This window comes from Accumulibacter sp. (assembly GCF_036625275.1).
In the GTDB taxonomy this organism is placed as follows: domain Bacteria; phylum Pseudomonadota; class Gammaproteobacteria; order Burkholderiales; family Rhodocyclaceae; genus Accumulibacter.
Genome location: NZ_JAZKUD010000002.1, coordinates 16034 through 40190, shown reverse-complemented (window position 1 = coordinate 40190; position 24157 = coordinate 16034). Strand labels below are relative to the sequence as shown.

16 protein-coding genes and 1 pseudogene are annotated in these 24157 nt (G+C 64.1%); 9 read left to right on the top strand and 8 right to left on the bottom strand.

Annotated elements, in window-relative coordinates:
• Window position 1: 1 nt before the first annotated feature.
• From V5B39_RS01450 to V5B39_RS01425, 6 genes are all read left to right on the top strand, one after another.
• Window positions 2-1306: an HD-GYP domain-containing protein gene (locus tag V5B39_RS01450; RefSeq protein WP_332340863.1), complete on the top strand. Its 1305-nt coding sequence runs from the start codon at window positions 2-4 to the stop codon at window positions 1304-1306.
• Window positions 1307-1461: 155 nt separating this feature from the next.
• The gene (locus tag V5B39_RS01445) at window positions 1462-2760 is read left to right on the top strand and encodes an HD-GYP domain-containing protein (RefSeq protein WP_332340861.1); all 1299 of its coding nucleotides are present in this window, start codon (window positions 1462-1464) and stop codon (window positions 2758-2760) included.
• A gap of 22 nt (window positions 2761-2782) precedes the next feature.
• Window positions 2783-3577: an HTH domain-containing protein gene (locus V5B39_RS01440; RefSeq protein ID WP_332340860.1), complete on the top strand. Its 795-nt coding sequence runs from the start codon at window positions 2783-2785 to the stop codon at window positions 3575-3577.
• Between the two features lie 96 nt (window positions 3578-3673).
• Window positions 3674-4336 (top strand): ABC transporter ATP-binding protein, encoded by a 663-nt coding sequence (locus V5B39_RS01435; RefSeq protein WP_332340859.1) that lies wholly within the window; start codon window positions 3674-3676, stop codon window positions 4334-4336.
• Complete coding sequence (locus V5B39_RS01430; protein WP_332340858.1) at window positions 4333-6843, top strand: FtsX-like permease family protein; 2511 nt, start codon at window positions 4333-4335, stop codon at window positions 6841-6843. Before V5B39_RS01435 ends, V5B39_RS01430 begins: the two co-directional genes overlap by 4 nt.
• A gap of 9 nt (window positions 6844-6852) precedes the next feature.
• Window positions 6853-7929, top strand: coding sequence for a lipocalin-like domain-containing protein (locus V5B39_RS01425; RefSeq protein ID WP_332340857.1), 1077 nt, complete (start codon window positions 6853-6855; stop codon window positions 7927-7929).
• Between the two features lie 96 nt (window positions 7930-8025).
• Here V5B39_RS01425 and V5B39_RS01420 read toward each other — a convergent pair whose 3' ends face one another.
• The 3 genes from V5B39_RS01420 to V5B39_RS01410 are packed head-to-tail and all read right to left on the bottom strand — an operon-like array spanning window position 8026 to window position 13880.
• Window positions 8026-10953: a putative bifunctional diguanylate cyclase/phosphodiesterase gene (locus V5B39_RS01420; RefSeq protein WP_332340856.1), complete on the bottom strand. Its 2928-nt coding sequence runs from the start codon at window positions 10951-10953 to the stop codon at window positions 8026-8028.
• Between the two features lie 41 nt (window positions 10954-10994).
• Window positions 10995-12557 (bottom strand): B12-binding domain-containing radical SAM protein, encoded by a 1563-nt coding sequence (locus V5B39_RS01415; protein ID WP_332340854.1) that lies wholly within the window; start codon window positions 12555-12557, stop codon window positions 10995-10997.
• A 21-nt stretch (window positions 12558-12578) separates the two neighbouring features.
• Window positions 12579-13880, bottom strand: coding sequence for a patatin-like phospholipase family protein (locus V5B39_RS01410; RefSeq protein WP_332340852.1), 1302 nt, complete (start codon window positions 13878-13880; stop codon window positions 12579-12581).
• A gap of 254 nt (window positions 13881-14134) precedes the next feature.
• On the opposite strand from V5B39_RS01410, the pseudogene V5B39_RS01405 reads away from it, so the two are divergent.
• Window positions 14135-14849 (top strand): annotated as a pseudogene (locus V5B39_RS01405) (IS3 family transposase); the annotation flags it as partial.
• A 44-nt stretch (window positions 14850-14893) separates the two neighbouring features.
• Here V5B39_RS01405 and V5B39_RS01400 read toward each other — a convergent pair.
• Entirely contained in the window at window positions 14894-15457 is a 564-nt protein-coding gene (locus V5B39_RS01400) for a plasmid pRiA4b ORF-3 family protein (RefSeq protein WP_332340851.1), read from the bottom strand.
• Between the two features lie 38 nt (window positions 15458-15495).
• Here V5B39_RS01400 and V5B39_RS01395 point away from each other — a divergent pair, with 38 nt between their 5' ends.
• Both V5B39_RS01395 and V5B39_RS01390 read left to right on the top strand, forming a co-directional pair.
• Window positions 15496-15660 (top strand): hypothetical protein, encoded by a 165-nt coding sequence (locus V5B39_RS01395; protein WP_332340850.1) that lies wholly within the window; start codon window positions 15496-15498, stop codon window positions 15658-15660.
• A gap of 10 nt (window positions 15661-15670) precedes the next feature.
• Entirely contained in the window at window positions 15671-16573 is a 903-nt protein-coding gene (locus V5B39_RS01390) for a DUF4399 domain-containing protein (RefSeq protein ID WP_332340849.1), read from the top strand.
• Window positions 16574-16676: 103 nt separating this feature from the next.
• On the opposite strand, the gene V5B39_RS01385 is transcribed toward V5B39_RS01390, so the two are convergent.
• From V5B39_RS01385 to V5B39_RS01370, 4 genes are read right to left on the bottom strand one after another with little or no spacing between them, the layout of a single operon-like run.
• Complete coding sequence (locus V5B39_RS01385) at window positions 16677-18590, bottom strand: eCIS core domain-containing protein (protein ID WP_332340848.1); 1914 nt, start codon at window positions 18588-18590, stop codon at window positions 16677-16679.
• On the bottom strand, window positions 18587-19660 hold the full coding sequence (locus V5B39_RS01380) for an eCIS core domain-containing protein (RefSeq protein ID WP_332340846.1): 1074 nt from the start codon (window positions 19658-19660) through the stop codon (window positions 18587-18589). The genes V5B39_RS01385 and V5B39_RS01380 overlap by 4 nt, the downstream gene beginning before the upstream one ends.
• A 13-nt stretch (window positions 19661-19673) precedes the next feature.
• A complete protein-coding gene (locus V5B39_RS01375) occupies window positions 19674-20384 on the bottom strand; it encodes a carboxypeptidase-like regulatory domain-containing protein (protein WP_332340844.1) in 711 nt (236 codons plus the stop codon).
• A gap of 4 nt (window positions 20385-20388) precedes the next feature.
• Window positions 20389-24153, bottom strand: coding sequence for a DUF6519 domain-containing protein (locus V5B39_RS01370; protein WP_332340842.1), 3765 nt, complete (start codon window positions 24151-24153; stop codon window positions 20389-20391).
• Window positions 24154-24157: the final 4 nt, after the last annotated feature.

Below are 24157 nucleotides of genomic sequence, written 5' to 3'. Positions count from 1 at the left end.
CATGTCACCCGCTCCGGATGCCGTTACCCCGAACGAAGGGGAAATCTGTATCGATGCCTCGCAACTGCGTCCAGGGGTGCACGTCCGTTTGCCGGTGCCCTGGGTCGAGCACCAGTTCATGTTCAACTCCTTCGTCATCGCGGATGAAGAACAGGCACGGCTGATCGCGGCGATGAAGCTGCCGCAACTGTTCTGCGACCCGACGCGTTGCAAGGTGCCACCGCTGCTGCGACAGGAGGAACCGCCGGGCAGCGATCCCGAGGCGGCCGCCGAGAAAGAGCGCCTGGCCGCACTGGCGGCGCGGCGCATGGCCGAGAAGCGTGCGCGCGCACAAGTCATGAGCGAACTCAGGGAACGTCTCGACAAGGCGCAGCAACACTACCTCGGCGCCGCCAGGGAAGTCAGTGGCGCCATCCAGGGCTTTCTGGCCCATCCCCGCGAGGCGGTCGAACGGGTCGCCAGGGTCAGCAAGGACACCACCACGGCGCTGCTTGCCGATCCCGATAGCGCGATCGTGCTGATTGCCGAGAAGGCGCACGATGACGGCCATGCCGCACACTCGCTGTCGGTCATGACCCTGGCGCTACTGCTTGGCAAACAGGCACAAATCCCGGAACAGGCCCTGCACTCGCTCGGCATCGGCGCCCTGCTGCACGACATCGGCAAACTCGCGATCAAGGCCTCGATTCTGCGCAGCAACGAGCGAAACCGGTACGAGGAGCAGATCTATCAGTCGCATTGCCGTGCCGGCCATGACGCGGCAATGCGTGCCGGCAACCTGACGCCGCCCTTGCTCGAAGCCATCCTGCACCATCACGAACGTTACGACGGTAGCGGCTTTCCGGATCGCCTGAGCGGCAACGCGATCCCCTTGTCGGCACGGCTGGTGGCGATTGCCAACCGCTTCGACAATCTCGTCAGCCCGATCGACCCGCGGCGTGCGCTGTCCCCCTCCGAAGCCTTGTCGACGATGTGGACACGCGAGCAGAAGGCCTTTGATGCGGCCTTGCTGCAACTCTTCGTGCGGGCGATGGGCGTCTATCCACCGGGGTCGATCGTGCAACTCAGCGACGGCCGCATCGCTGCCGTCGTCGGCTCGGCGCCTGCCGGCAAGCCGCTCTCGCCGAAGGTCATGATCTACGCCCCCGAGGTGCCGCGTCGCCAGTCGATCATCATCGATCTGGCGAGCGACGACGAGCTCAAGGTCGACCGCCCCTTGCGCCTGCAGGAGCGCCCGCCCGAGGAACTCGATTACCTGCTGCCGCGCCGCAAGATCAACTGGTCCTACATGGCGCAACGGCCGTGATCCGATAGGCGCCGCGCAATGACCAGGGGTCATGATTCGTGGCTCGCTGATGCGATTTTGACGTTGATGATCGCCGGCCAGACGGGTCCAACTGGTCTATAGTGGCGCTTGCCGTGACTACCCGAGTGGCGGCATTTTGCAGAGGAGGGCACGATTTGTCTTCAGCCCCGGACGAAGCGACCCCGCAGGAGGGCGAGATACGCATCGACGCATCACAACTGCGTCCGGGCGTGCACGTCCGTCTGCCGGTGTCGTGGGTCAAGCACCAGTTCATGTTCAGTTCCTTCGTCATCGAAAATGAAGAGCAGGCGCGCCTGATCGCGGCGATGAAACTGCCGCAACTGTTCTGCGACCCGGCGCGCTGCAAGGTTCCGCCTCGGCCGCTCCAGGCAGCCGAGGCGCCGGCCGATCACAATGCGAACCAGGCAGAACGGGATGCCATGGCAGCGCTGGAAGCCGCGCGCATGGACGCCGGGCGCGAACGTGAGCGGATGATGGAGGAACTCCGGCAGCGGCTGGTCAAGGCCGGAAAGCATCATCACAAGGCCGCCGCAACGGTGAGCAGCGCCATCCGGAATTTCGGTACCAGCCCCCAACAATCGGTGAGGGATCTCACCCGGATCTGCGGGGAATCGGCCAGCGCGCTGCTGACCGACCCGGACAGCGCGTTCGTGCTGGTGGTCGATAAGGGGGGGAACGACAGACAGGCCGTGCATGCCCTATCGGTGATGACCCTCTCGCTGTTGCTCGGCAAACAGGCGGAACTTCCCGAGCAGGCCCTGCGCGTACTCGGCACCAGCGCGCTGCTCCACGACATCGGCGCACGCCTGATGAGTCCGTCGATTCTCTATAACCCCGCGCGCAACCGCCACCAGGAGGCACTCTTCCGGACCCACTGCCGCGGTGGCTACGACGAGGCCTTGCGGAGTGGTGGTCTGTCGCAAGCGATGCTGGAGACCATCCTATATCATCACGAGCGCTGCGATGGCAGTGGTTTCCCTGAACGTCTCAAGGGCAACACGATTCCCCTGACGGCGCGGATGGTCGGAATTGCCGACCGTTTCGATAAGCTGGTCAATCCGATCGAACCCCGTCTGGCGATCGGTCCTGCGGAGGCATTGGCGACGATGTGGGCCAGGGAGCAGAAAGGCTTCGATAGCGGCCTGCTGCAACTTTTCGTGCGCGCGATGGGGGTCTATCCACCCGGCTCCATCGTACAGCTCAGCGATGGCCAGATCGGCACGGTCGTGGGCTCGGCCCCGGTCAGCAAGCCGCTCGCCCCCAAGGTGATGATCTATGCGCCCGAGGTGCCTCGCCACCAGGCGATCATCGCCGATCTCGCAACGCAAGAGGTGGTGACCATTGAGCGTCCTCTGCGCCTGCAGGATCGCTCCGTTGAGGAACTCAACTACCTGTTGCCACATCGCAAGGTGGACTGGTCCTGTTCGGCATAGTGTTAGATTTTTGGAGGCCACTGTGGAGAAATCCTGGAAAGAAGCGATCACGCGGGTGCTGAAGGAAGCCGATGCTCCGTTGCACTACACCGAAATCTCCGAACAAATTCTGGCGCGTGGCTATTATTCGACCGATGGAGCAACGCCGGCAGCGACAGTGAACGCCCAACTTTCGTCATCGGTTAAGCACGATGGCGAGAAATCGCCGTTTATTCGCGTTGGCAAGGGGATATTTTCGCTTCGTGGCTCGGCTGCCCAGACAACGGTCACCAGTAAGCAAAAGGCACAACCCGTTGCGGAATCTGAAGAGGAATCGTCCGGTTCAATCATTCACTCTTTTGGCATGTACTGGCAGCGCGATCTTGTTGTCTGGCGCAATGATCTGAAGATCTTTGGCAAACAGCAGGCCCTCTCGAAGCCGGTAGATTTCGGGAAGCAAAAGGGCATTTACATTCTCTATGATCATCACACGGTCGTGTACGTAGGGCGAACAATTGACCGCCCGCTGGGGAAGCGACTGTACGAACATACCGTTGACCGGCTGGGTAGCAGATGGAACCGTTTTTCTTGGTTTGGTCTTCTTGATGTAACGCAAGATGGAAATCTCCGCGAAACCCCTTTCAATTCGTCCCTTGCAGCTCTCGTTGCGACGCTCGAGGCATTGCTTATCGAAGCGCTCGAACCGCCACAGAACAGAAAACGCGGCGATGACTTTTCGGCCATCGAATACATTCAAGACATTGATCCCGAACTAAGGGAGCGAGAGATTCAAAATACTCTTCGTTCTATCGAGCAAAAAATGCGCGGTGGGGCGTGAAAAATTTAACACTGTGCGGCAAGGGGCGCTGCGCGATAAAGCCTCGCAGCGCCCCTGAGCTTGAACGATAGATCATAGCCGCGTGCTTGCACGGACATGCTGACCGTGAGCGGTCTCTCCAAGCGTCACCCCGGAGCCGGCCGGCCGCTCTTCAGCGCACTCGCTTTCCGCATCGCGGCCGGCGAGATCGTGGCCCTGGTCGGCGAATCGGGCGTGGGCAAAAGCACGCTGCTGAACTGCATCGCCGGCCTGGAAAGCGCCGACCGCGGCGCGATTGGCATCGGCCCACAGGCGCTGGACATCGTCCGGCTCGATGAAACTGCCCGGGCGGCGCTGCGGGCACAACACATCGGCTTCGTCTTCCAGGCGTTTCATGTGCTGCCGACGCTGACTGTGGCACAGAACATCAGCGTGCCGTTGCTACTTTGCGGCGTGCCGGTTGGCGAACACGCGTCACGCACGCAGGCACTGCTCGAACGCGTCGGACTGGCCGGCTTCGGCGAACGCTGGCCGGCGTCGCTGTCGGGCGGCGAGCTGCAGCGGGTGGCGATTGCGCGCGCGCTGGTGCACCAGCCGGTGCTGATCCTGGCCGACGAGCCGACCGGCAACCTCGATCCGCGCACTGCTGGCGAGGTGCTGTCGCTGTTGCTCGAAAGAGTCCGCGAGCAGCAGGCCAGCGCGCTGATCGTCACCCATTCGCAGCCGCTGGCGCAGTGCTGCGACCGCATCCTGACGCTGACCCCGGACGGCCTGCAATGACCACTCTGGCCTGGTGGCTGATCCGCGCGCAATTTCGTACACGCCGCGCGGCGACGCTGTTGTCGATGCTGGCGATCGCCCTCGGGGTCGCGCTCGGCTACGCGATCCACCTGATCAACGACGCCGCGCTGGCCGATTTTGCACGCGCCATGCAGACCGTGCAGGGCGACCCGGATGCGCTGCTGGCTGCCCGCAACAGTGCCGGCAGCGTTCCCCTGGAAACCATCAACGACATCGCCGGCGACCCGGCGGTACTGGTCATCGCGTCGGTGATCGAAACGCGCGTGCGCATTGAAGCGGCGCGCACGCCGGTGCGGCTGATCGGCCTCGACGTGTTCAGCGCCGCAGCGGTGATGCCAAAGCTGCTGCCACGCCAGAGCGATCGCGTCGCCGGCAACCTCTTCGACGGCGGCGTCTATGTGTCACCGGCGCTGCTCCGCCAGCTCGGGCTGCCGGCCGGTGCGGCGCTGACGCTGCGGCGCGGTGATCAGTACTGGGCCACCACGATTGCCGGCGACCTGCCGGGCACTGGACCCGACGACCTGCTGCTGGTCGCCGACATCGCCTGGGTGCAGGAACACTTCGGACCAGCAAACGCCGTCAGCGAGGGCCGCGTGCGCCTCGCGCCCGCGACCGACCCAGCGAGCTGGCGGGCAGCGCTGGCGGAACGGCTGCCGGCCGGCCTGCTGCTGCGCGCACCCGACGACGAAAGCGCACGCGTCTCCAACCTGTCGCGTGCTTACCGTGTCAACCTCAACGTGCTGGCACTGGTCGCCCTGCTGACCGGTGCCTTCCTGGTCTTTGCGACGCAATTGACCGCGGTCGCGCAGCGTTCGACACAGTTTGCACTGCTCGGCGTGCTCGGTCTCTCTCCACGCATGCGCCTGCTGCAGGTCCTGCTCGAAGGGCTCGCGATCGGCGTACCGGGCTCGCTGCTCGGCCTGGCTCTCGGCTACGCGCTCGCGCTGGCCTTCACGCAACTGCTCGGTGGCGACCTCGGTGGCGGTTATTTCGCAGGCAGTGCGCCGCAGATCGTTCCGCACATGCTGCCCGCCTTGATCTTTCTGGCGCTCGGCTGCACCGCCAGCCTGGCCGGCGCGCTCTACCCGGCGCACCTGAACCGCGTGCAGCCGCTGGCGCAGGCGCTGAAGATCGGTTTCGCACAACGCTCGCCGACCAACGATGCGCAGCGTGTCAGGCGGCTGCTCCCGGTATTGCTGGCGCTGGCCGCACTCGCTCTGACGCAGTTGCCACCGCTGTTCGATCTGCCGCTCGCCGGTTATACGGCCATTTCCCTGGTCCTGGTGATCGGCATCGCCAGCGCGCCGCTGCTCACGCAGAACGTGTTTGGCGGATTCGCCCGGCGCAGTTTGCCGGCGCCGCAACGGATCGCCATCCAGAATGTCGCGCAGGCACCGCTGATGGCGCAGGTGGCGGCGAGTGGTCTGATCGTCAGCTTCGCGCTGACCGCCAGCATGGTGATCATGGTATCGAGCTTTCGCGTCGCCGTGGACCGCTGGCTTGACGAGGTCTTGCCGGCCCCGCTGTATCTGCGCAGCAAGTCCACGCCCTTGCCGCAGGATCTGCTCGCCGCGCTGATCCGGCCCGATGCGCCGTTCGCCCGTATCGAGCAGAGCGCGCAGGCCTCGCTGACCATCGACCCGCAACGGCCGAACGTCGCGCTACTGGTGCGCGAGATCGAGCGCCGCCATCCGCAAGCGCGCCTGCCATTCACCGGGCCGGTGCTTGCACCACCGGCAGGCGACATCGCCGTGGTCTGGATCAGCGAAGCGCTGCACGAGATCTACCGTATCGCGCCCGGCCAGACCTTGCGCCTGCCGCTGCTCGGACGCACCATCGAGGTCTTCGTCGGCGGCGTCTGGCGCGACTATTCCCGGCAGTTCGGCGCGATTGCGATCAGCCGCGACGATTACCAGCGACTCGGTGGCGATTTCCAGCCCACCGACCTCGCGCTGTGGCCGCGGCCCGGCCAGGAAAGCGCTGCCACAGCCTGGCTCGCGCCCTATCCTGGCCAGTACGGACTCGAAGTGGCCGACGCGGCCGAGATTCGCCGGTTGAGCCTGTCGATTTTCGACAAGAGCTTTGCCGTGACCTATGCGCTCGAAGCCGCGGCGATGCTGATCGGGCTGTTCGGGCTGGCGGTGACGCTCGCCGCCAGTGTCTGCTTGCGCGCCCGCGAACTGGCCATGCTCGGCGCACTCGGTTTCAGCCGCCGCATGCTGAGCCGCGCGGTGATGCTCGAAGGCGCGCTGATCGCCGCCGTCGGTCTCGTGATCGGACTCGCCTGCGGCATCGCGATCGGAGCCATCCTGACACAGGTCATCAACCCGCAGGCCTTTTACTGGCGGATGTCGCTGCACATTCCCTGGCCGGCCCTGCTGGTCGGCGCCGGGTCGACGCTGGCGGCGGCCGTGCTTGCCAGCCACTCTGCCGCGCGTCAGGCAACGCGGCTGCCGGTGGCGCAGGTCCTGGCCAGCGCCCAGTAAGCGCCGCCGATGCGTCGCCGCAACTTTCTGGCCACCCCCTTGCTGCTGCCGCTGCTGGCGCGCGCCGCGGCAATGGAAACGCCGGTCGCCTATCCGCCGGTGACGCCCGGACGCCGGCTTGAATTTCCGCGTGACCACGGCGCGCATCCGGATTTCCGAACCGAATGGTGGTACGTGACCGGCGCGCTGGATTCGCCCAGGCCAGACACCGGTTTTCAGCTCACCTTCTTCCGCAGCCGAACCGGCCGTGCCGAAACACTGCGCTCGCCGCTGGCCGCGCGTCAGATTCTCTTCGCGCATGCCGCACTGACCGTTCCCGGCGAGCGGCTGTGGCACGCCGAACGCGCCGCGCGTGCCAATCTCGGCGCCAGCTTTTCGAGTCTTGACTGCGATGTCTCGATCGGCGCCTGGCGCATGTTTCGGCAGCAGCGCAGTGCGGGAGAAGTGCTCCGGCTGCAGATGCAGAGCCCGCAGTTCTCGTACGACCTGATCCTCACGCCGTCGCAGCCGCTGCTGCTGCAGGGCGAGAACGGTTATTCACGCAAGGGCCACGGGCCGGAGTCGGCAAGCTACTACGTGAGCTGGCCACAGTTGCAGGTCGCCGGGGAACTGGTGCAGGACGGTCAGCGGCAGGAAGTCAGCGGGCGCGCGTGGTTTGATCACGAATGGTCGACCGCCTATCTCGGTGATGGTGCCGTCGGCTGGGACTGGCTGGGAATCAACCTTGCCGACGGGGGCGCGCTGATGGCCTTCCGCATGCGCGATGCCCAGGGACAAACGCGCTTCGCGCAGGCCACCTGGCGCGACGCCGCCGGCCACCTGCGCCAGTTCGGGTCGGACGCCGTCCGCTTCACGCCGCTACGCCGCTGGTCGTCGCCGCGTAGCGGCGCCAGTTATCCGGTGCAACTGGAAATCCGCTGCGGCGAACACACGCTGCGGACGCTGCCGGTGCTCGACGATCAGGAACTGTCCACCAGCCGGCCGGCGCCGGTAGTGTATTGGGAGGGCCTGGTCAAGGTCGAAGGCAGCCTCAGCGGTCGCGGCTATCTTGAAATGACCGGCTATGCCGGCAGATTGCAGGTGTAAAGGGTGTGAATGATCAACCCTGCGGGCTTCCGAACGTTCGCGGGACGCTCCCGGATTGCCACGTTCCCTCGGCACTGATGTGGTGGGTGGTCCGGCTCACTCCCCGGCGCCCGTGGCCGGCAGGGCGATGCAGCCGCGCCGCAGGATGGTTTCCGCCTCATCCGGCGGCAGCGGGTAGCTGAACAGATAGCCTTGCAGCTTTGGGCATTGTGCACGCTGCAGAAAGGCGAGCTGGTCTGTGGTTTCGACACCTTCTGCGATGACTTCCAGATTGAGGCTGCGCGCCATGGAGATGATCGCGGTGGTGATGCCGGCATCGTCGGCGTCCTGCGGCAAACCGTGGACAAAACTCTGGTCGATCTTCAGCGTGCCGATCGGGAAGCGCTTGATGTAGGACAGAGACGAGTAGCCGGTGCCGAAATCGTCGATCGAGAAGTGCACCCCCATCGCGCGCAAACGCGACAGTCCCTTGATTCGCTTGGCCTCCGGATCCATCAGGATGCTCTCGGTCAACTCGAGTTCGATCCGGTCGGCGGCGATGCCGGTGGCGACGATGATCGCTGCAACGGTGTCGAGGAAACCCGCTGCGCCAAGCTGGCGCGCCGAGACGTTGACCGCCACCCGCGGTACCGGGACGCCACTTTGCTGCCACTGCTGTACCTGGCGGCATGCGGCAGTGAGCACCCACTCGCCGACCGGGACGATCAAGCCACTTTCCTCGGCAACCGGGATGAACCGCGCCGGCGAGACCAACCCGCGCTGCGGGTGCTGCCAGCGGATCAACGCCTCGACACCGAGGATCGTACCATCGCTGGCGCAAACCTGCGGCTGGTAGAACAGGCGAAACTCGCCACGTTCAAGGCCCTTGCGGATATCGCCCTCCAGAGTCAGGCGTGCCGTCGTCCGGGTGGTCAGCGTTCGGTCGTATAACTGCCAGTTGTCTCGCCCCTGCTCCTTCGCGTAATACATCGCCGTGTCCGCGTGCTTGAGCAGCGTGGCGGCATCCGTGCCGTCGTCGGGGAAGAGTGCGATGCCGATACTCGAGGTGACCGCGATCTCCTGCTCGCCGATCAGGGTGGGCCGTCCGAGCAGTTCCTGTATGCGCCGCGCGATCAGGCAGACCGTCTCGACGGTGTCGACGTCGGGCAGAACGACGGTAAACTCGTCGCCGCCGAGGCGCGCGAAGTGCAGGCTCGATTCGTCCAGTGCCGGCCTGGCAATGAAGGCGCCGGCGCGCAGTTTTTCCTGCAGACGGTCGGCGATGGTCTGCAGCAGGCAATCGCCGGCGCTGTGGCCAAGCGTATCGTTGATGCGCTTGAAGCCGTCGAGATCGAGAAACAGCAAGGCCAGCCGGTGGTTCGTCCGGCGCGCCCGCAGCAATTCGCGGTCGAGGCGTTCGAGAAAGCTCTGGCGGTTTGGCAAGCCGGTCAGCGTGTCGAAGTAGGCCAGACGACGGATCTTTTCCTCGCTGTGCTTCTGGAGCGTGATGTCGCGTACCACGACCACCACCTTGTCGGGTCCGTGTGGCGCGATACGCGCCTCGTAGTGATGCAGGCTGCCCGCCACCGGCAGGTCCACAAACACCGATTGCAGATCGCCCTGTTGCAGCGCCTGCTCGATACCCTGCCGGATAACGCTCGCCGTCTCGTTCGGCAGAACCGCCGAGACGTCCTTGCCGAGCAGTTCTTCGCCAGTGACGAAGAAGCGCGTGGCGTGGGGCTGTTTATAGTCGAGGCAGATCCCTTGCCGATCGATGACCAGGATCAGGTCCGGCATCGCCCACATGATCGCGGCCTGTTTTCCTTCGAGTTCGTGCAGTTCCTGGTGCTCACCGCGCAGCCGGATGATCAGCGCCGCGAGCCAGAAGGCTGCCTGGCAGAGGCTGCCGAGCGGAAAGGCAAAAGCAGCGAGCCGGCCGACCTCAAGACCGCTACCGACCACTGAAAAGGCCTGCACTCCCCCGCCGACCATGGTCGCGCCGAGCCCAAGCGTGAACAGCCGAAGCGACGCATCACCGCCGACCACGCCCCTGACGAGCAGCACCATGGTGGCCACGGCGAGGACGGAGAGAACGGCTCCCCCGGCACGGTAGCCGGCGGCATGCCATGCCGAACCGAGGAAGCAGAGCGCGCTGAGCACGACGAAGCCGCCGATTGCCGCGCGCACCCGGCCGCGCAGCTTCAGGAACTCGAGCACCGCGCAGCCGATCCCGAGCACCACGCCGGCTACCGAGACCGCCTGCAGGATCGGAAAGTATTCGGGGCCTGGCCAGAACGACACAAACGCTGAGCCGATGCCGAAATTCTGCACCAGCCAGACCTGCAGCGCGACGCAGTAGAAGGCGTAGGCCAGGGCAACGCGGCTGCCGGCATAGGCATCGAAACCGAGGGCGACGACGATCATCATCAACAGAATGCCGCTGGCGACCCCCAGGGTTACCCACAACACGGCATTGTCGCGCACGAAGCTGGTCTCGTCGGCGAGCATGATCCACGGACGAATGGCCTTGTAATCCTGCACGATCGCCGTGATCGTCGCATCACTGGCCAACGCCGGCAGCCGGGCATAGGGGAACGGGCTGACGATGTCACGTTTGGCAAAGGGCAAGCCGCGACCGGAAATGGAAAACCAGGGACAACCATTGACGTCGGTGGCGAAAACAATGAAGAACTGGGCGATCGGCTCCTGCAGGTAGACGATCGGCGATCCCGCTGGGAATTGCTCGCGCTGGATTCTGATCTGGAAGGCGCGGGCTGGCTTGGTCAATGACAGGTCGGGCAGCGAGACGTTCTGACACCCGGCGCGCGGTTCTGAGACCGTATCGCGGAGCCGGGTCAGCCAGCGACTGGCATCCTCCGAGTGACCGGGACCTTGCGGGGCATCCCACAAAGGCTTCAGCTCTGCCGAAAAGATGTGTGTCTCCGGCCAGGCACAGGAAAGCGCAAGCACCGTCACTGCCAGGAGTATCAGGCATTTAACGAGCCATTTGCTGGTCAAGCGAGCCATCCCATGGTTCTTTTCCATCCCCGTGTTCTTTTTCCCGAGACGCCACGAAGCGGCGCTTGTCAGGGCACCGCGAGCCCATTATAAGTGCGAATCGTCGTTGCCCGGTCCCCGCTCGGATGGAGCAGGCCGGCGGCGTCGTCGAGCAGGTCGTCGTGCAGTCCACCGTCGGGACCGGTGACGCACAGCGGCTCGAAATGCCCGCGATAGCGTTCGGGAATCCTGATCCGCGGATGGTACAGCGACCCCAACGGTTCGGAACCACCGAGGTAGCTACGGCAGCCGGGCCGACCGGGCCGAATGCCGTCGCGACCATTGCTGCCCAAACGCGGGTAGCTCATCGCCCAGGTGTTGGCCAGGCCGCTCAGTAGCCCCCAGCGGGATAGTGTCGTCCGGTAACGGCAGAAAAAACGCCAGGCATGCATCGCCAACTGGCGTTTCGCCATCAGCCCCTGATCCATGCGGGCAGCAAAGGCCACGGCCTGGTCGATGGGGTCGACGGGGTGACAGACGAGCGATCGCCCATCCATGTCGCGCAGCCTGAGATTTGGCAACAACAGACCGTCATGCAGCCGCGTGCGGAACAGCGGTGTCCCCAGCAGCGGAATGGCAAAACCGAGGAAGCTTGGCAGGGTGATGTACGGATTGGCGACGATGAAGTCGGTTTCCGCCAACAATTCGTCGATCCTTTGTTCGACCAGGTCGAAAATCAGGCCGTAGTGGAAGACCAGACCGGCCTCGAGACACGACCGGATGATTTCCTCCTGCGGTTGCAACAGATTCTGTTTCTTGTTGAAAGCGGTGAGCTGCACGCGGTTGAACGATTCGACACCACTGAAAATGCCGATGCAGCCTGACTCGCGTGCTCGCGCGAGGTAGTCGGCGTTGGCGAAGAAGTCGGCAGTGACCAGCGCCGCCCAGCCGCCGAATTTCCCTTGCTCGAACAACTCCTTGAGCAGCGCCATGCGCGCCACGAAATAGGAGCGCGGCCCACCAAAGAAGTTTTGGTCGAGGAACATGACACATTGCCGGTAGCCAAGGGCGTCGATCTGCTGGCGGACATCGTCCAGGTCGTAGGCCATGAAAGGGCGGTCTTCGGCCGTCATGGCGCAGAAGTTGCAGCGGAAATTGCAGTTCCGGGAGGACTCCACGTAGCCGATGATGCGGTGCCCCGGCAACAGGTCATGGCGTGGCATGGGCACGTCGGCGGCGTACCCCGGGCCGAAGACGGCATCGACCAGCGATACCATCTGCTCGGCATCGTCATGACAGACGTAATCGAAGTAACGGCGGCTGAGATTCGGTAGCATGCGCGCCAACGGACCACCCATGGCCACGACGATGCCCGGATTGACCGTTCTGGCATGTCCTGTGACCTGCTTCATGCGGTCGAACGCCGGGTTCAGGCCGGTAAGCACCAGCAGGTCTGCCCATTGCAACGCGCGCAGATCCTCGAAAGGGCCGTTGCGGAACTCACAGGCGAGCCGGATATCGACGCGCTCGCGATCCAGCATTCCCGCCAGTACCGCCGGCGCAATCGACTGCGGGACGATCCAGGGGTTGCCGCGCGCTCGGCGGTGATTGTCGGAGTAGCAGTTGAGAATCAGGATTCGCGGTTTGGCCATGCCGGACTCAGTGCGCTGACATCAGGCTGACAGCGCGATCCAGGCGGCCCTGGCATCGCTATACCAGCGATGGCCAATTTCGCACAACTGATCCGTGTTCGCCAACGTCGCCTGCGCGGCAGGCGACGTCCAGATACCGCAACCCCGTACAGGCTGATTGTGCCAGGCATCCAGCAACCAGCCGTCGCATAGCCGCTTGATGAGATCCACGTCGTCTTGCGCGCTCGCCGAGATATCCATCTCGGCGATACGGCGGAACTCCTCTACGCTCCAGCCGGCCGGAGCACTCCACTGCCCCGTCGCGCGCGCGACCACCGGCTGAATCACCGGATTCATGCGCACAATCGCCGTTTCGGTGTAAGGACAACTGGACACGTCATGCGGCAGGCCACCGCCGAGCATGAGGTGGGCAATGAAGGTATGGGCGTCCGGAGGATCGGCGATGATGGTCTTGCCCACCTTGACGAGTTCCGGGAGGAAGCCGGTTCTGGCGCGCGGTCGGCACAAGGTATCCGGGATTCCATTGGTTCCGCATTCGGGCAGAAAGACCGTGCTGGTGCCCAGCGACAACACGCCGATGTTGCGACGCGGAACGCCCAGGGCGATGGCTTCGACGACGCCTGCCAGTACCGGATTGTTGTAGCCGGTCATGGCGCCGTCCCAGAAACGGCAACCGTCGAATTCCGCCGGCTTGTCGAACCAGTTGATGGGTGCCGTACTGGACGCATGTGCTGCTTCCGCCAGCGTCGCGCGCTGCTGCCGGTGCGGGAAACTGGCTGCCGGGCTGGCAACGTTGCTGCGCATCATGCGGGCCCGATCGCGGTCGAAGTCGTAGGTAACGAAAAGAAAGGACATCGGTCTGCGCCCCTCACCTCGCTGTGCCTGCAGCAGAGCAAGGCTGTCGTTGAGAATTCCGTGCAGGTTCTGCAGCGATCGGGTGCCCATCCTGGGTAGTATGCGATGCAGGAACTGAAGTTTGCCATCAGTCGAAAAACGCTGGCCAACCGGGTTCGATGGTGAGAAAGCGCCAGTCAATAATTGCAAAATACTCCGGTACCAGGGCAGGCGCCCAAAAAGTGCGTGGCGGTTGACCGGGTTGTCGAACAGGTCAAAGATTTCGCGGGGCGAATAGCCCTCGATCAATGCCGCAGCGACGATTGCCCCACCCGAGCAGGCCGACACCAGGTCAAAGTGGCTGAGGACCTGATGTCCATTTTCGCCGGGAAAGAGATCATCAAGCACCTTCGCCTGGATCAATGCAAAGGTACCCCCCCCGTCGAGCGACAATATCCGGAAGGGCTTTCTGCCGGGTCTGGCTTCCATCGGCAAGGGCTCCAAAAATACCGGCCTTCGTTTTTGTTGCAATATCAAGCAACTATTATTATCCGACAGATTGCCGTGCGTGGACCAGATCCCGACTACGGCGCGGCCGACAAGGCCTTTAACCTGCGCAAACTGCAAAAGCACGAGATGCTCGACGCGCTGCTCGCAGGTCTGAAGGCCGCGCAGGCGTGGCTTTCTGATCGGCATCGAGCTTCCCCCGAAATTTCGTCTGCCCAGGGTGACCTAAAAAACTCAAGGCTCATGGCGCCTACGGCAGCCCGCGCAGGGTGCGCGAGTGACGGACAAGGGAGTTTTCGGCCATCCAGGAGCGTGTTGAACGGCGGATGCGCGACCACGGCATCCTTGCTCCCCACCAGCGGCGCGACCAGGTCACGACGGACTCAAGGCACGGCTTGCCGGTGGCGGAGAACCGACTGGACAGAAACTTTACGCCGACGGCGCCCAATCCGGTCTGGATGTCAGATATCCCCTCCCTGTGGACCGATGAAGGCGGGTTCTCCCTGGCCATCGTGCGCGATCTGTTCAACCGCGAGGGGGGGCTGGTCGCTGAAGCCGCGCAGGACGACAGACCTCGTGACAGATGCGCTGACCCCGGCCTGGTTCAGGACGCGGCCGGCACCAGGGCGGATGCACCACTCCGACCGGGGGAGTCAGTACGCCCGCCATGCGTTTCAGGACCCACTCAAGGGGTACGGCATGACTGGCTCGATGAGTTGAAAAGGGAACGGCGGGGATAACGCACCGACGGAGAGCGGGTTCAACCGTGTCAAGAACGAGCGGGGGCAGGGCATTCGCCCCGCCCCGCCCCGCCCGCCGAGATCCAGGCGACTGCCTTTTGAATACATCGAGGGGTTCTACAACCGAAAACGCCAGCATTCGACCCTCGGTGACAGGTCGCCTGTTCAGTTTCTGGAACACGGATCAGGCAGCAGAATCAGAAAAATCTGATAGCATGAAGCCCACCCTTTGGCAGACGAAAAACCGAGGGAACCTCACGTGCCAGCGATGCGCGAGTTGATCCTATTGAGGTCGAAGTGCTCCGGATCAAATGTCTCGCCGATCCAATCCTTGTAGTCTTCATGTTCCGGGTGTTCGGGATCGGCCATCGCGGCCAGGAAACCCGCGTAGCCCCAGACCCCGCCAACATCTTCCGGTGGACATGCGCGGGCGCCTTTGATGCATTGGGGTAGAGTCATGGCCGGATCAGCAGGCAGGATTTTTTCGAGGTCGATCTTGTGTTCCCAACAATCGCCAAAATCATACTCATAGACCATCGAATTCCTGACGTTGATCAACAAGCGGTCGAGATGGACCTTGCGCTCGTCGACCACTTCGAAGTCGGCATCCAGGCCGGGATCCCCGTAGCAATTGCCCGCCACCACAAACTGGTGCAGGTGACAGTTGTGCCAGCCCATGGCGGCCTGCAGCACTCGATGCAATCGCGCCAGGGTGATCGAAGACGGCACCAGCAGCCGCCGCCAGATTGGCGGCCTGCTGTTCTTGAGAGTGACCTTGATCTGATAGATTTTCTCAAGCGAACTCGTCGGCGTTGCCATTCGGGATTCTCCAGTGATTACACTCGACGGACTATAGCATGCCGCTGCAGGCGGTTTTCAGTTCGTCAACAAGCTCAACGCAGACCCCAAAGTATCACCATCGATCCGATATCGTAAGATTTATCGGCGTCGATGCCAGTCTGCCGATGCTCGGGATCACTGATGCAGTAGAATTTGCCATCTTCGAGGATGGCTTGCCGTGAAAGGTCTGTGATGCGTGCATACAAGGTTTTTCCTGCTCTGGCGCTGCTGATGCTGTCCAACATGGCCATCGCGAAACCCTTGCCGGAGGATCCGATCGAGCGCCGCTGCTGGTTACAATATACGGCCGAGCGAACTTCGCTGAGTCTGTTTGCCGAGTCCACACCGGTGACTTTCTCGAATCTTGGCGACGGATTCCAGGTACGCACGCCATTCTGGATAGAGTTCGGCATCCGCGGCATGGGAGTGATCCCTGCTGGCCACAAAAGGGAAAAAAGCGGTCATCACCACTTGTTGATCGATACGCCCTTGCCTCCATCAGTGACGGACCCCATTCCCTTTTCTGACAAGTATCGGCATTTCGGCAAGGGGCAGACCGCCACCCTTCTCGATTTGCCTCCCGGTCCGCATACCCTGCGCCTGCTTTTTGCCGATTATGACCACCGCCCGTACTATGTCTTCAGCCGGAAAATCACCGTCAACGTCATCGCCAACCGCACGCAATCCGCCCCGCCCAGGATCGATCCCGAACGGTTCAGCGAAACCTGCCCGAAATGGTATCAGGATCAGGTCTCGACCCCGCCGAGCGAGAGCAAGCTGGTGTATGTCAAGAATATTCGCGATGGCGAGAGCGTCGACAGTCCGTTTGTGATCAAGCTCGGTGTCATCGGCCTGGGCGTAGCGCCGGAAAAAACCTCGATCCCGGATACCGGCCATTTCGTGTTGAATATCCGGAAGAATCGATCACCGCTGACGCGCGTGCGCCTGACCGATGGCCAGACCGAAACGATCCTCGATTTGAGTCCCGGCGAGTATGAGCTGGAGGTCTCGTTCCTGGCTGGCGATGGGCAGGTGTTGTTGAAGAATCAACTGACGCTGACCGTGGCCACGCAGGTGCATCTGCCACGCAAGTGACCCTGGCCGTTCTGCCGGCCATCGGAAGCAAGTCCGAGCGGGTCGTTCGACGCATCGATCCCGCGGGATCACGAGGTTCTGCGAACCCGTCCCGGCATCGCAGTCATGCGAACGCTGCGGCGATATCCCCGGCCGGTGCGACAATGGCCCCGCTCGCATAGTAGTGATAACCGCTTTTCGGACCGACCGCCCAGTTCTCGAGATCGGTCTGCTCGATCAGGTTCGGGTCCGTTGCCGCCTTGCTCCAATGGACCTCGATCACTTTCCCATAGGTGATGATGGTCATGTGCTCGCCGCCATGCGCGGCGAGCACGCCGAACGGAACCTTCTTCAGCTTGTCGAGCTGGGTGGTGTCCTTGGTCGTGGTGCTCGCCTTTGCCGTCGGATCCTTCGGCTGTTCCGGCGCATAATTGATCACCCGCTGCGAGACGCTGACGCCCGGATAGCCTGCCTTGCCGTAGTCCTTGTAGTAGGTCTGGTTCTTCTTGGCGATCGCCGAGGTGTAGCTGGCCTCGTCGCTGTTGGCCTTGTCAAGCTCGGTTTTGGGAATCTGGTAAGCCGGATCGGGTGCCCAATAGACCCCCTTCCAGCCCGCCTCGGACTGTAATGCCGCCTGCACGTCCAGCCCGGATAGCCCGGTGCCGCCACGGGCCTTGGTGTTCTCGGCGTATTTTTTCTTGACCTTGGCCCAGTCGGCGGCGCGCCCTTGCTGCGTGAACGTCGCCGACAGAACCTCGAGAACGATGTTGGTGCAATCGGTCGGCGTCGCACCCGCCGGAACGACCGGGCACTGGTTGCCCACATAGGTGCCGGTACCCGTTTCGAGGATGGCCAGGTCGTGCGTGACGTCCTTGAGCCGCGTGGTCGCAGCGCCAACTTCACCGAACGACTTGCCGGAACCGGTCTTGACGATCGCTTCGAGCCTGGTCTTCTCCGCCTTCAGTGCGGCAATGTCGGGGGGGGTGCCGGTGGGCTTGGTGGTCCACAGGTAGAACGTCCGGTCCGCGTAGGCGACCGCGTCGCCGGCCTTGTTGTAGCCGATGCAACGCACCAGGTGGCGCCCCGCAGTCGGGGTCCACGCGGTCGGCGCCTTGTTCTGGATGAGCAAGGGTGCGGTGGTGGCGTTGGCGTCCTTCTCGGCGGTCGCGAAGCCGCCGGGCAGCACGGCATCGGATGGATCATAGAACGCCCATTGCAGGCGGACGATGTCGGGATCGGCAAAAGTGACCGTCACGGTCTGCGCGATCACGGGTGGACCACCGGTATCCGGAGGAGAGGCATCGATGTCGGGAATCTTGCTGACGTCGACCTTGCTGCGATCGAAGGGAACGTCGTCACCGCCGGCTTGTGGCGCCGCGGGTGTCCGTCGCAGCGTGGGCCTGATGCCGGCAAGGCCGTCGCTTTTCGCCTGCTGGACGACATGCGCCAGTTCATGCGCCAGCAGGCGGCGGCCCTCGCCACTGGCCGGTGAGTATTCGCCGGCAGCAAAGACGATGTCGCTGCCTACCGAATAGGCGCGTGCCCCGACGTCTCTGGCCGAACGTTCGGACTTTGCGCCGCGATGAATGCGCACCGCCGAAAAGTCATGCCCAAACCGGCCCTGCATGTCCTGGCGCACAGTCTCATCGAGCGCCTCACCGTTCTGACCCAGGACGTGCTCGACACTGTCGGGCACGTCCACGGCATCGCTGTTGCTGGCACCGCTGTCCGGGAGGATGCCGGGCCGTGCGTGCGCGGACGCAAGGGCCTGCTCCGCAGCCTGGTCGGCGGCATGTTCGCTGGGCGAATCCTGCCCACCGACGACCGCTCTGGCCTGCAGTCGCCGGCCGCCACGTGTCTGCAGGTTGGAAGTCAGGTCCCCCCAAGGCGCACAGCGCGGGCAGCCCCCATCGCAGGAGCACTGTCCGTACGCCGGGCTTGCCGGCGCCAGCGCGCGCGCGTCGAGTCCGCCTGCCGGCGACTTGCCCGGCGCACGCCGCGGCACTGCGGCGGCATGTCGCGAGAACATGCCGCTCATCGGTGGATCCTGATGTTGACCCTCAGGTCCATCGAAATGCCTTCGCATCCGTGGCGATCGACCCGGATGTGTAACAACTGGCGTCCTGATGGCGTCGTGATGCGGCCGACCCCAGGCGGGTGACTGTCGGAATCATCGCCACAGATGTTGGGTCCGACCGGCAGGCTGCGGGGAGTACCGCCATTGCGGGTGACGGTGTAGGTATCCGCGCCGGTGCAACAATCGACAGATTCACCCACCGGCACCCACAACGCGGTGAACGTGACGGTGGCACGGCAGCCTCGCGGCACGGTGAAGTCGAGGTTGGTGAAATTGTGGATCAGCAGGCTTCTATTGGACTCCGCACGGCAACCGCCACCTTGCTCCTCCATCGGCTCGGCATCCTCGCCTTCGCCGAGGTCTTCAGTAACGGCCTGGTCGTCTGTCGCGTCCTCGCTATCGCGCTGCAGCCATTCACCGCCACCGCGCTGCTGCACCACATGTGCCAACTCGTGCGCCAACAGGCGTTGGCCCTCCTTCGCCTCGGGATGAAAGCGATCCCGTCCGAAATAGAGGTCATTGCCGATGGCAAACGCTTTGGCATGCAGCCGTTCGCTCAGGCTCGCCGCCGTTGCGTCCGTGTGCACCCGCACCGGATCGAAGTCCTCTCCAAAGCGGCTGCCCATCGCTGTCCGGATCGACGAATCCAGCCTCTGCCCCTTCCTCCGACTGGCCTCTATCGCCTGCTGCACATCACCGCCCGCGTACATTGTGCCGGCTTGCGCCGTGTCCCGGGCAATCCCGGTCTGCGCGGCTGCAGGCGTGATCGCAGCGGTCACGGAATCCCCTCTGATGACGCGCTCGGCGACGCGTTCGGCTTCGATCTCGCCGGCATCGCCTGGCTGGCTGATGGGCCATGCCTTGCTGCGGGACTGACACGCCGGGCAGGTTCCGCCGCAGGTGCAGGCAGAGGCATTGCGCCTCGGCACTGCAGCGGCAATCGCAGGAGCCCGGAGCGCCGGTCTGAAGAGGGATCGCGACACCGCCGTCGGCGTTCTGGCGGCAATTTTTTCATGCTGGGCATTCTTCATGGTCGGCACCTTCTCAGGGTTTTTCTTTCGATACCGTGCTGCCATTCGCCGGAGCGCTGGCTGTCGCCAGGGTTTTGAGCGCTGCGGCAGCGTGCACCTCATTCCTGAACAGCGGCCGCAGCCGCAGCTTCTCCAGTTCGCCCGGCTGCAGGCGTGTTTCACTGACCTTCACCTCGCCGCTTGCCAGCGTGAACGCTTGCGCCGCGGTCGGTACGAGTTTGCCGCTGGCGCTGCCGACCTGCAAGGTCAGCCTGCGCCCGGCGCCGATGGTATCGACCTGCGCCGGCTGCAGGATGAATGCGTAGTAACCGGAGTCGTCGGTCTCCACCGGCGATACGCCCGCGACCGGAACGCCCTGCTCGTCGACCAGCGTCACCGTCACATGCGCGGTCGCCCTTGCCGACTCGTCGGTGATGCGGCCCTGCAGCAGGGTCTCGCTCTTGGTAAGCGGCGGCACGCGGATGTTGGCGATCTCGGTCTCGAGCTCGAGTGCAGCGGCACGGCGCAGGATCGCGTCGCTGCTGTTCAGGTAGCGCGTCACGCGCGGGTCGTCGTCGCTCGCCTCGCTGAGGCGGCGCGCCTCGGCGACGGCGAGCAGGCGGGCGGCGAGCTGCACGTCGCGGACCCCACTCAACAGTTCGCTGCGCTGTTCCTGCAGCGTCTCGAAGAGGCCTTCGAGGTCGCTTTTGTAACTGTTCTGTCCGGTATTCAATATCAGGGCCATGGCGTCACCCGTGTGGTTTGAAGAGGATCGCGGCAACGATGCTGCGGCTCGCGCACAGACTGCCGGGGTTGAGGATCTGGTTGCCGACCTTGACCTCGGCCATCGCCGGGTTCATGTCGTTGGCGACGATGCAGTGATCGCCCTGGTTGAAGCTGGTATTGTTGAGACGGACCCCCAGGGACAGCAGCGACAGCAGGGTCTCGGCGCCGCGCTCGCCGAGGCGGTTGCCGGTGGCGCGCAGCGTGTTGCCGTAGAGCAGGGCGTTGGCGACCAGATTGCCACTGCGCAGACTGAACGACTGGTTGTCCTGGTACGCGAGGTCATCGAGCGTTGCCAGCATCTGACAGCTCGCGCTGGTATTGCTCTGCCCGGTACGCGACTGGTTGTCGTTGAACATCAGCTTGCCTGCCGGGAAGATCTGCTCCACGGCCGCTGCACGTTGCGGCAGCAGCATCGCGGGGGCGGCGTGCAATGCGGCCGCGCGCAGCGCCGCGGCCTGTGCATCGATGGCGGCGCTCTCGCTGGCCGGAGCGGCCGCGTCCTTTTCGGGAACGACCTGCGGCCTCGCTTCTTCGGCCATCTGCAGCGTGCTGGCGCGCTGCAGGCGCATCCCTGCCGCCGCCTGGTTGACCCCGCCGAGGTCGTAGATGAAGACCGTGCCGGCCAGGCGTTCCTGTACCGAAAGGCCCGACAGCTCGCTGGAAAAAGTGTTGTCGGTGCACTGCAGCGGACCAAAAGCAATCGCGTAGAGCGCCAGCCCGACCGGCTGGTCGACCAGGTTCTCGTGGATGCGCGCTGCCGGCAGTGCGTTGAAAGTCTCGCCTTGGGCAAGAGCGCGTGCGTCGAGCCGATTGAAGCTGGCCACGAGATTCAAGACGATGCCGCCGCGCCGGCCGGCGATCAGATCCTGGCTGCCCACGTCCGGAGTCAGCGGTCCATTATCGACCAGACGGTTGTGCGCAATCTCCACGTCCTCGCCGTAGGCGACGAAAATGCCGCAAACGGGATGTGCACCGCTGACGCCATTGCACTCGATGTCGTTGTCGACGATGGCCAGTGCTTCGCACAGGCCGAGCGAGATGCCGCCCAGCCCCTGCGACGCTGCGGTGAGGCGCAGCGCGTTGTCGAAGGGATTGAGGAGGCAGCCACGAATATGGTTGGCGCGGATCGCGAGCCCGACCACCGGGGTGCCGAGCTGCCGGCGTGCAGCAGCGAGGGCATTGGCGCGCAAGGCTGCCGCCGGCACCGACGCGGCGCCGGTACCGATGCCCGACAAGCCCATCGCCGCGATTTCGTTGCGCTCGATGGTGATGTCGTAGAGGAAACCGGAGTCCTCGGGTATCGGCGCCTCGTCGGCCTTCAGCACGATCGTCAGCACGAAGGACTGATTGTTCTGGATCGGCTGCAGATCCAGCTTGTCGATCACCCAACCGGGCTCGCCCTCGGTGACGCGGAAAATCGCCGGGTTGCTGCCGAAAACAAAGCTGCCGTCGGCATCGGTGACGAACGAGCGCGCCTGATTGGTTGCCGTGTTGGTCAAGGTGATCTGTACGCCGGCGCGCGGCTTGCCATCGGGACCGAGGACGCGTACCGTCACCCCGGCTTCCTGCGGCAGCGTGAACAGGTGCTCGGGTTCCGCTGGCGATGCTGGCGGTGAACTACCCAGCGTCACGCCGTTGCCGGCGCCGCCGACGATCACGTTCTCGAGTACGCGCACACGCTCGCAAGCGCCGCCGAGTCGAATGCCGCCAAGCGCCCGATACGGCTGCTTCAGTACGACCAGCGACGGCAGCTTGATCGCCCACACCCGGTTAATGTAGCGCACGAACAGCCGCGGATTGAAATAGACGATCACCAGTCTGGCACAGGGGTCGGTGGGGTCGACCGGATCGTTTTCGGTCGGCACGTCGAGCGGCGGCATGTCCGGCGCCGGCAACAGGCGGATGTCGTTGCGCTCGATCCGGCTGTCGTCGCCGGCGAGATGGATCGCCACATCGCTGCCGCGCTTGTCGAGCATGCGGATGCGGTTGTGGTGGATGTTGACGCCTTTCGCCTGGCGCGCGTGGATGGCGTTGCTGCAGGCAAGAATGCGGTTATGGGCGATCTCGATGTCGACGCTGCCCGCAGCCTGGCTCGCCTCGATGACGATGGCGATGCCGCCGAGCGTCACCATGTCCATGTGTTCGAGGCGGATATTCTCGGCATCGCGGATCGTGAACATCGGCAGCGTTGCGCCCTGTTCACGCGGGATCACCTTGGTCTGGGTGTCGCAGCCCTTGATCCTGACGTTGCGCCGGCCGGCAATCAGCGCATTGGTCTGGTGCAGGCCGGGTAGCAGGCAGATCTCGCCGCCGTTCACCGGCAGGTGCTGCAGCGCTTCTTCGATCGAATCGAAGTCGCCGTGGCTGTTACGGCCGTCACCGACGATCAAGGTGCAGCCTATTTTCTGGTTGCTCAGCGGTCGAAAGATGCGTCGGCAGTCGTCGATGTCGCCGGCAGTATGGCTGATGCTCAGCGGCGGCGGGCCGTTCCAGTTGAGGATGCCGAGCGCAACGCGACGATGCCGCACGCCCTGCGGCGGCGCCTTGGTCGGCCACAGCGGTGGCTCGAAAGCGACTCCCGACGCGCGTACCGGGAAGGTCCAGTAGTCGCCGGGTTGATAGTTAGCGTTGTTCGCCGTCGCCGCCTCGAACTCGACCCGAATACCGTCCTTCAACTCAACCGGGTTGGCGCCGCCGACCGGAAAATCGGCTATCCGGGCAATGCCGTTCCAGAGTCGGAAGAAGCCGCTCGCCGGGGTTGCCGCCGGCCAGACGCCCTGCACCTGGGTCAGGGACAGCACGCCATCCTGCGCCAGCGTGGCGTCGGCGCTCAGTGTGACCTGCCAGGCGCCCAGGGCGGCGTCGAAGACGAGCGCTTCAAGATGAAAATCGCTGACCCCGCAATGGTTGATCATCTGGTCGTTGGCGGTGATCGTGACCGTGCCGCTACCCGGTGCAGCGGTCGCGTAGAGGCCACGACCGACGAGACCGCCATTCCACTCCGACCACTTGAAGCGCGCCTGACCCAGGGCATCCGGGTCGGCGATCTCGATGCGGTAGAGGGAGTGTTCGAGGCCGCTATAGCCACCCCCGGCAGCGATCGGGCAGTCGCCGGTGATGGTCAGCAGCGGCGCCGGCGAGACCGTCAGCTTGCCCTTGGCGGCGAAGTCGTCGGCAAGGTCGGCGGCGGCGCTGCAGTCATCGTTGGGACCGAGGCGCAGCAACTGCAGCTTGACGAAGGCCTGCGTGCGCTCGGTCGTGTCCGGCCCGCCCAGCGCCGGCTCGATCAGGTTCAGTGGGTCCTGGAAACCGCTGATCGAGTCTTCCCAAACGTCGAGAACGACCAGGTCGCGAACGCCATCGGCGATCGTGGACGGCGCCGCTTGCGGTGTCTGGAAAGGCGGCGCGAAATAGCTGGCGAGGAAACTCGATGGGGCGGCCAGCGTCAGCGCAAGACCATCGGCCCACGCCCGGCCGGCAGCGAGTTCGACCTTGACCAGCATGCCATCGCTACTGGCGGCCTGCAGTTTGAAACCGGCCGGGTTCGCCGCCGGTACCGCCAACAGACCGTCGCCGAAGGTATCGCGGGCAGCCATGGTGCGCCACCTGCTGGCGATCGCCGCCGCCTCGTTCCAGTCGCGGTCCAGCAGCACGCGGCCTTGCTGGTGCAGTACGCCGCTGTAATGAGGCGCCGTATCGAATGCAAGGAAGGAGAAGTCGCCCTTCATGATC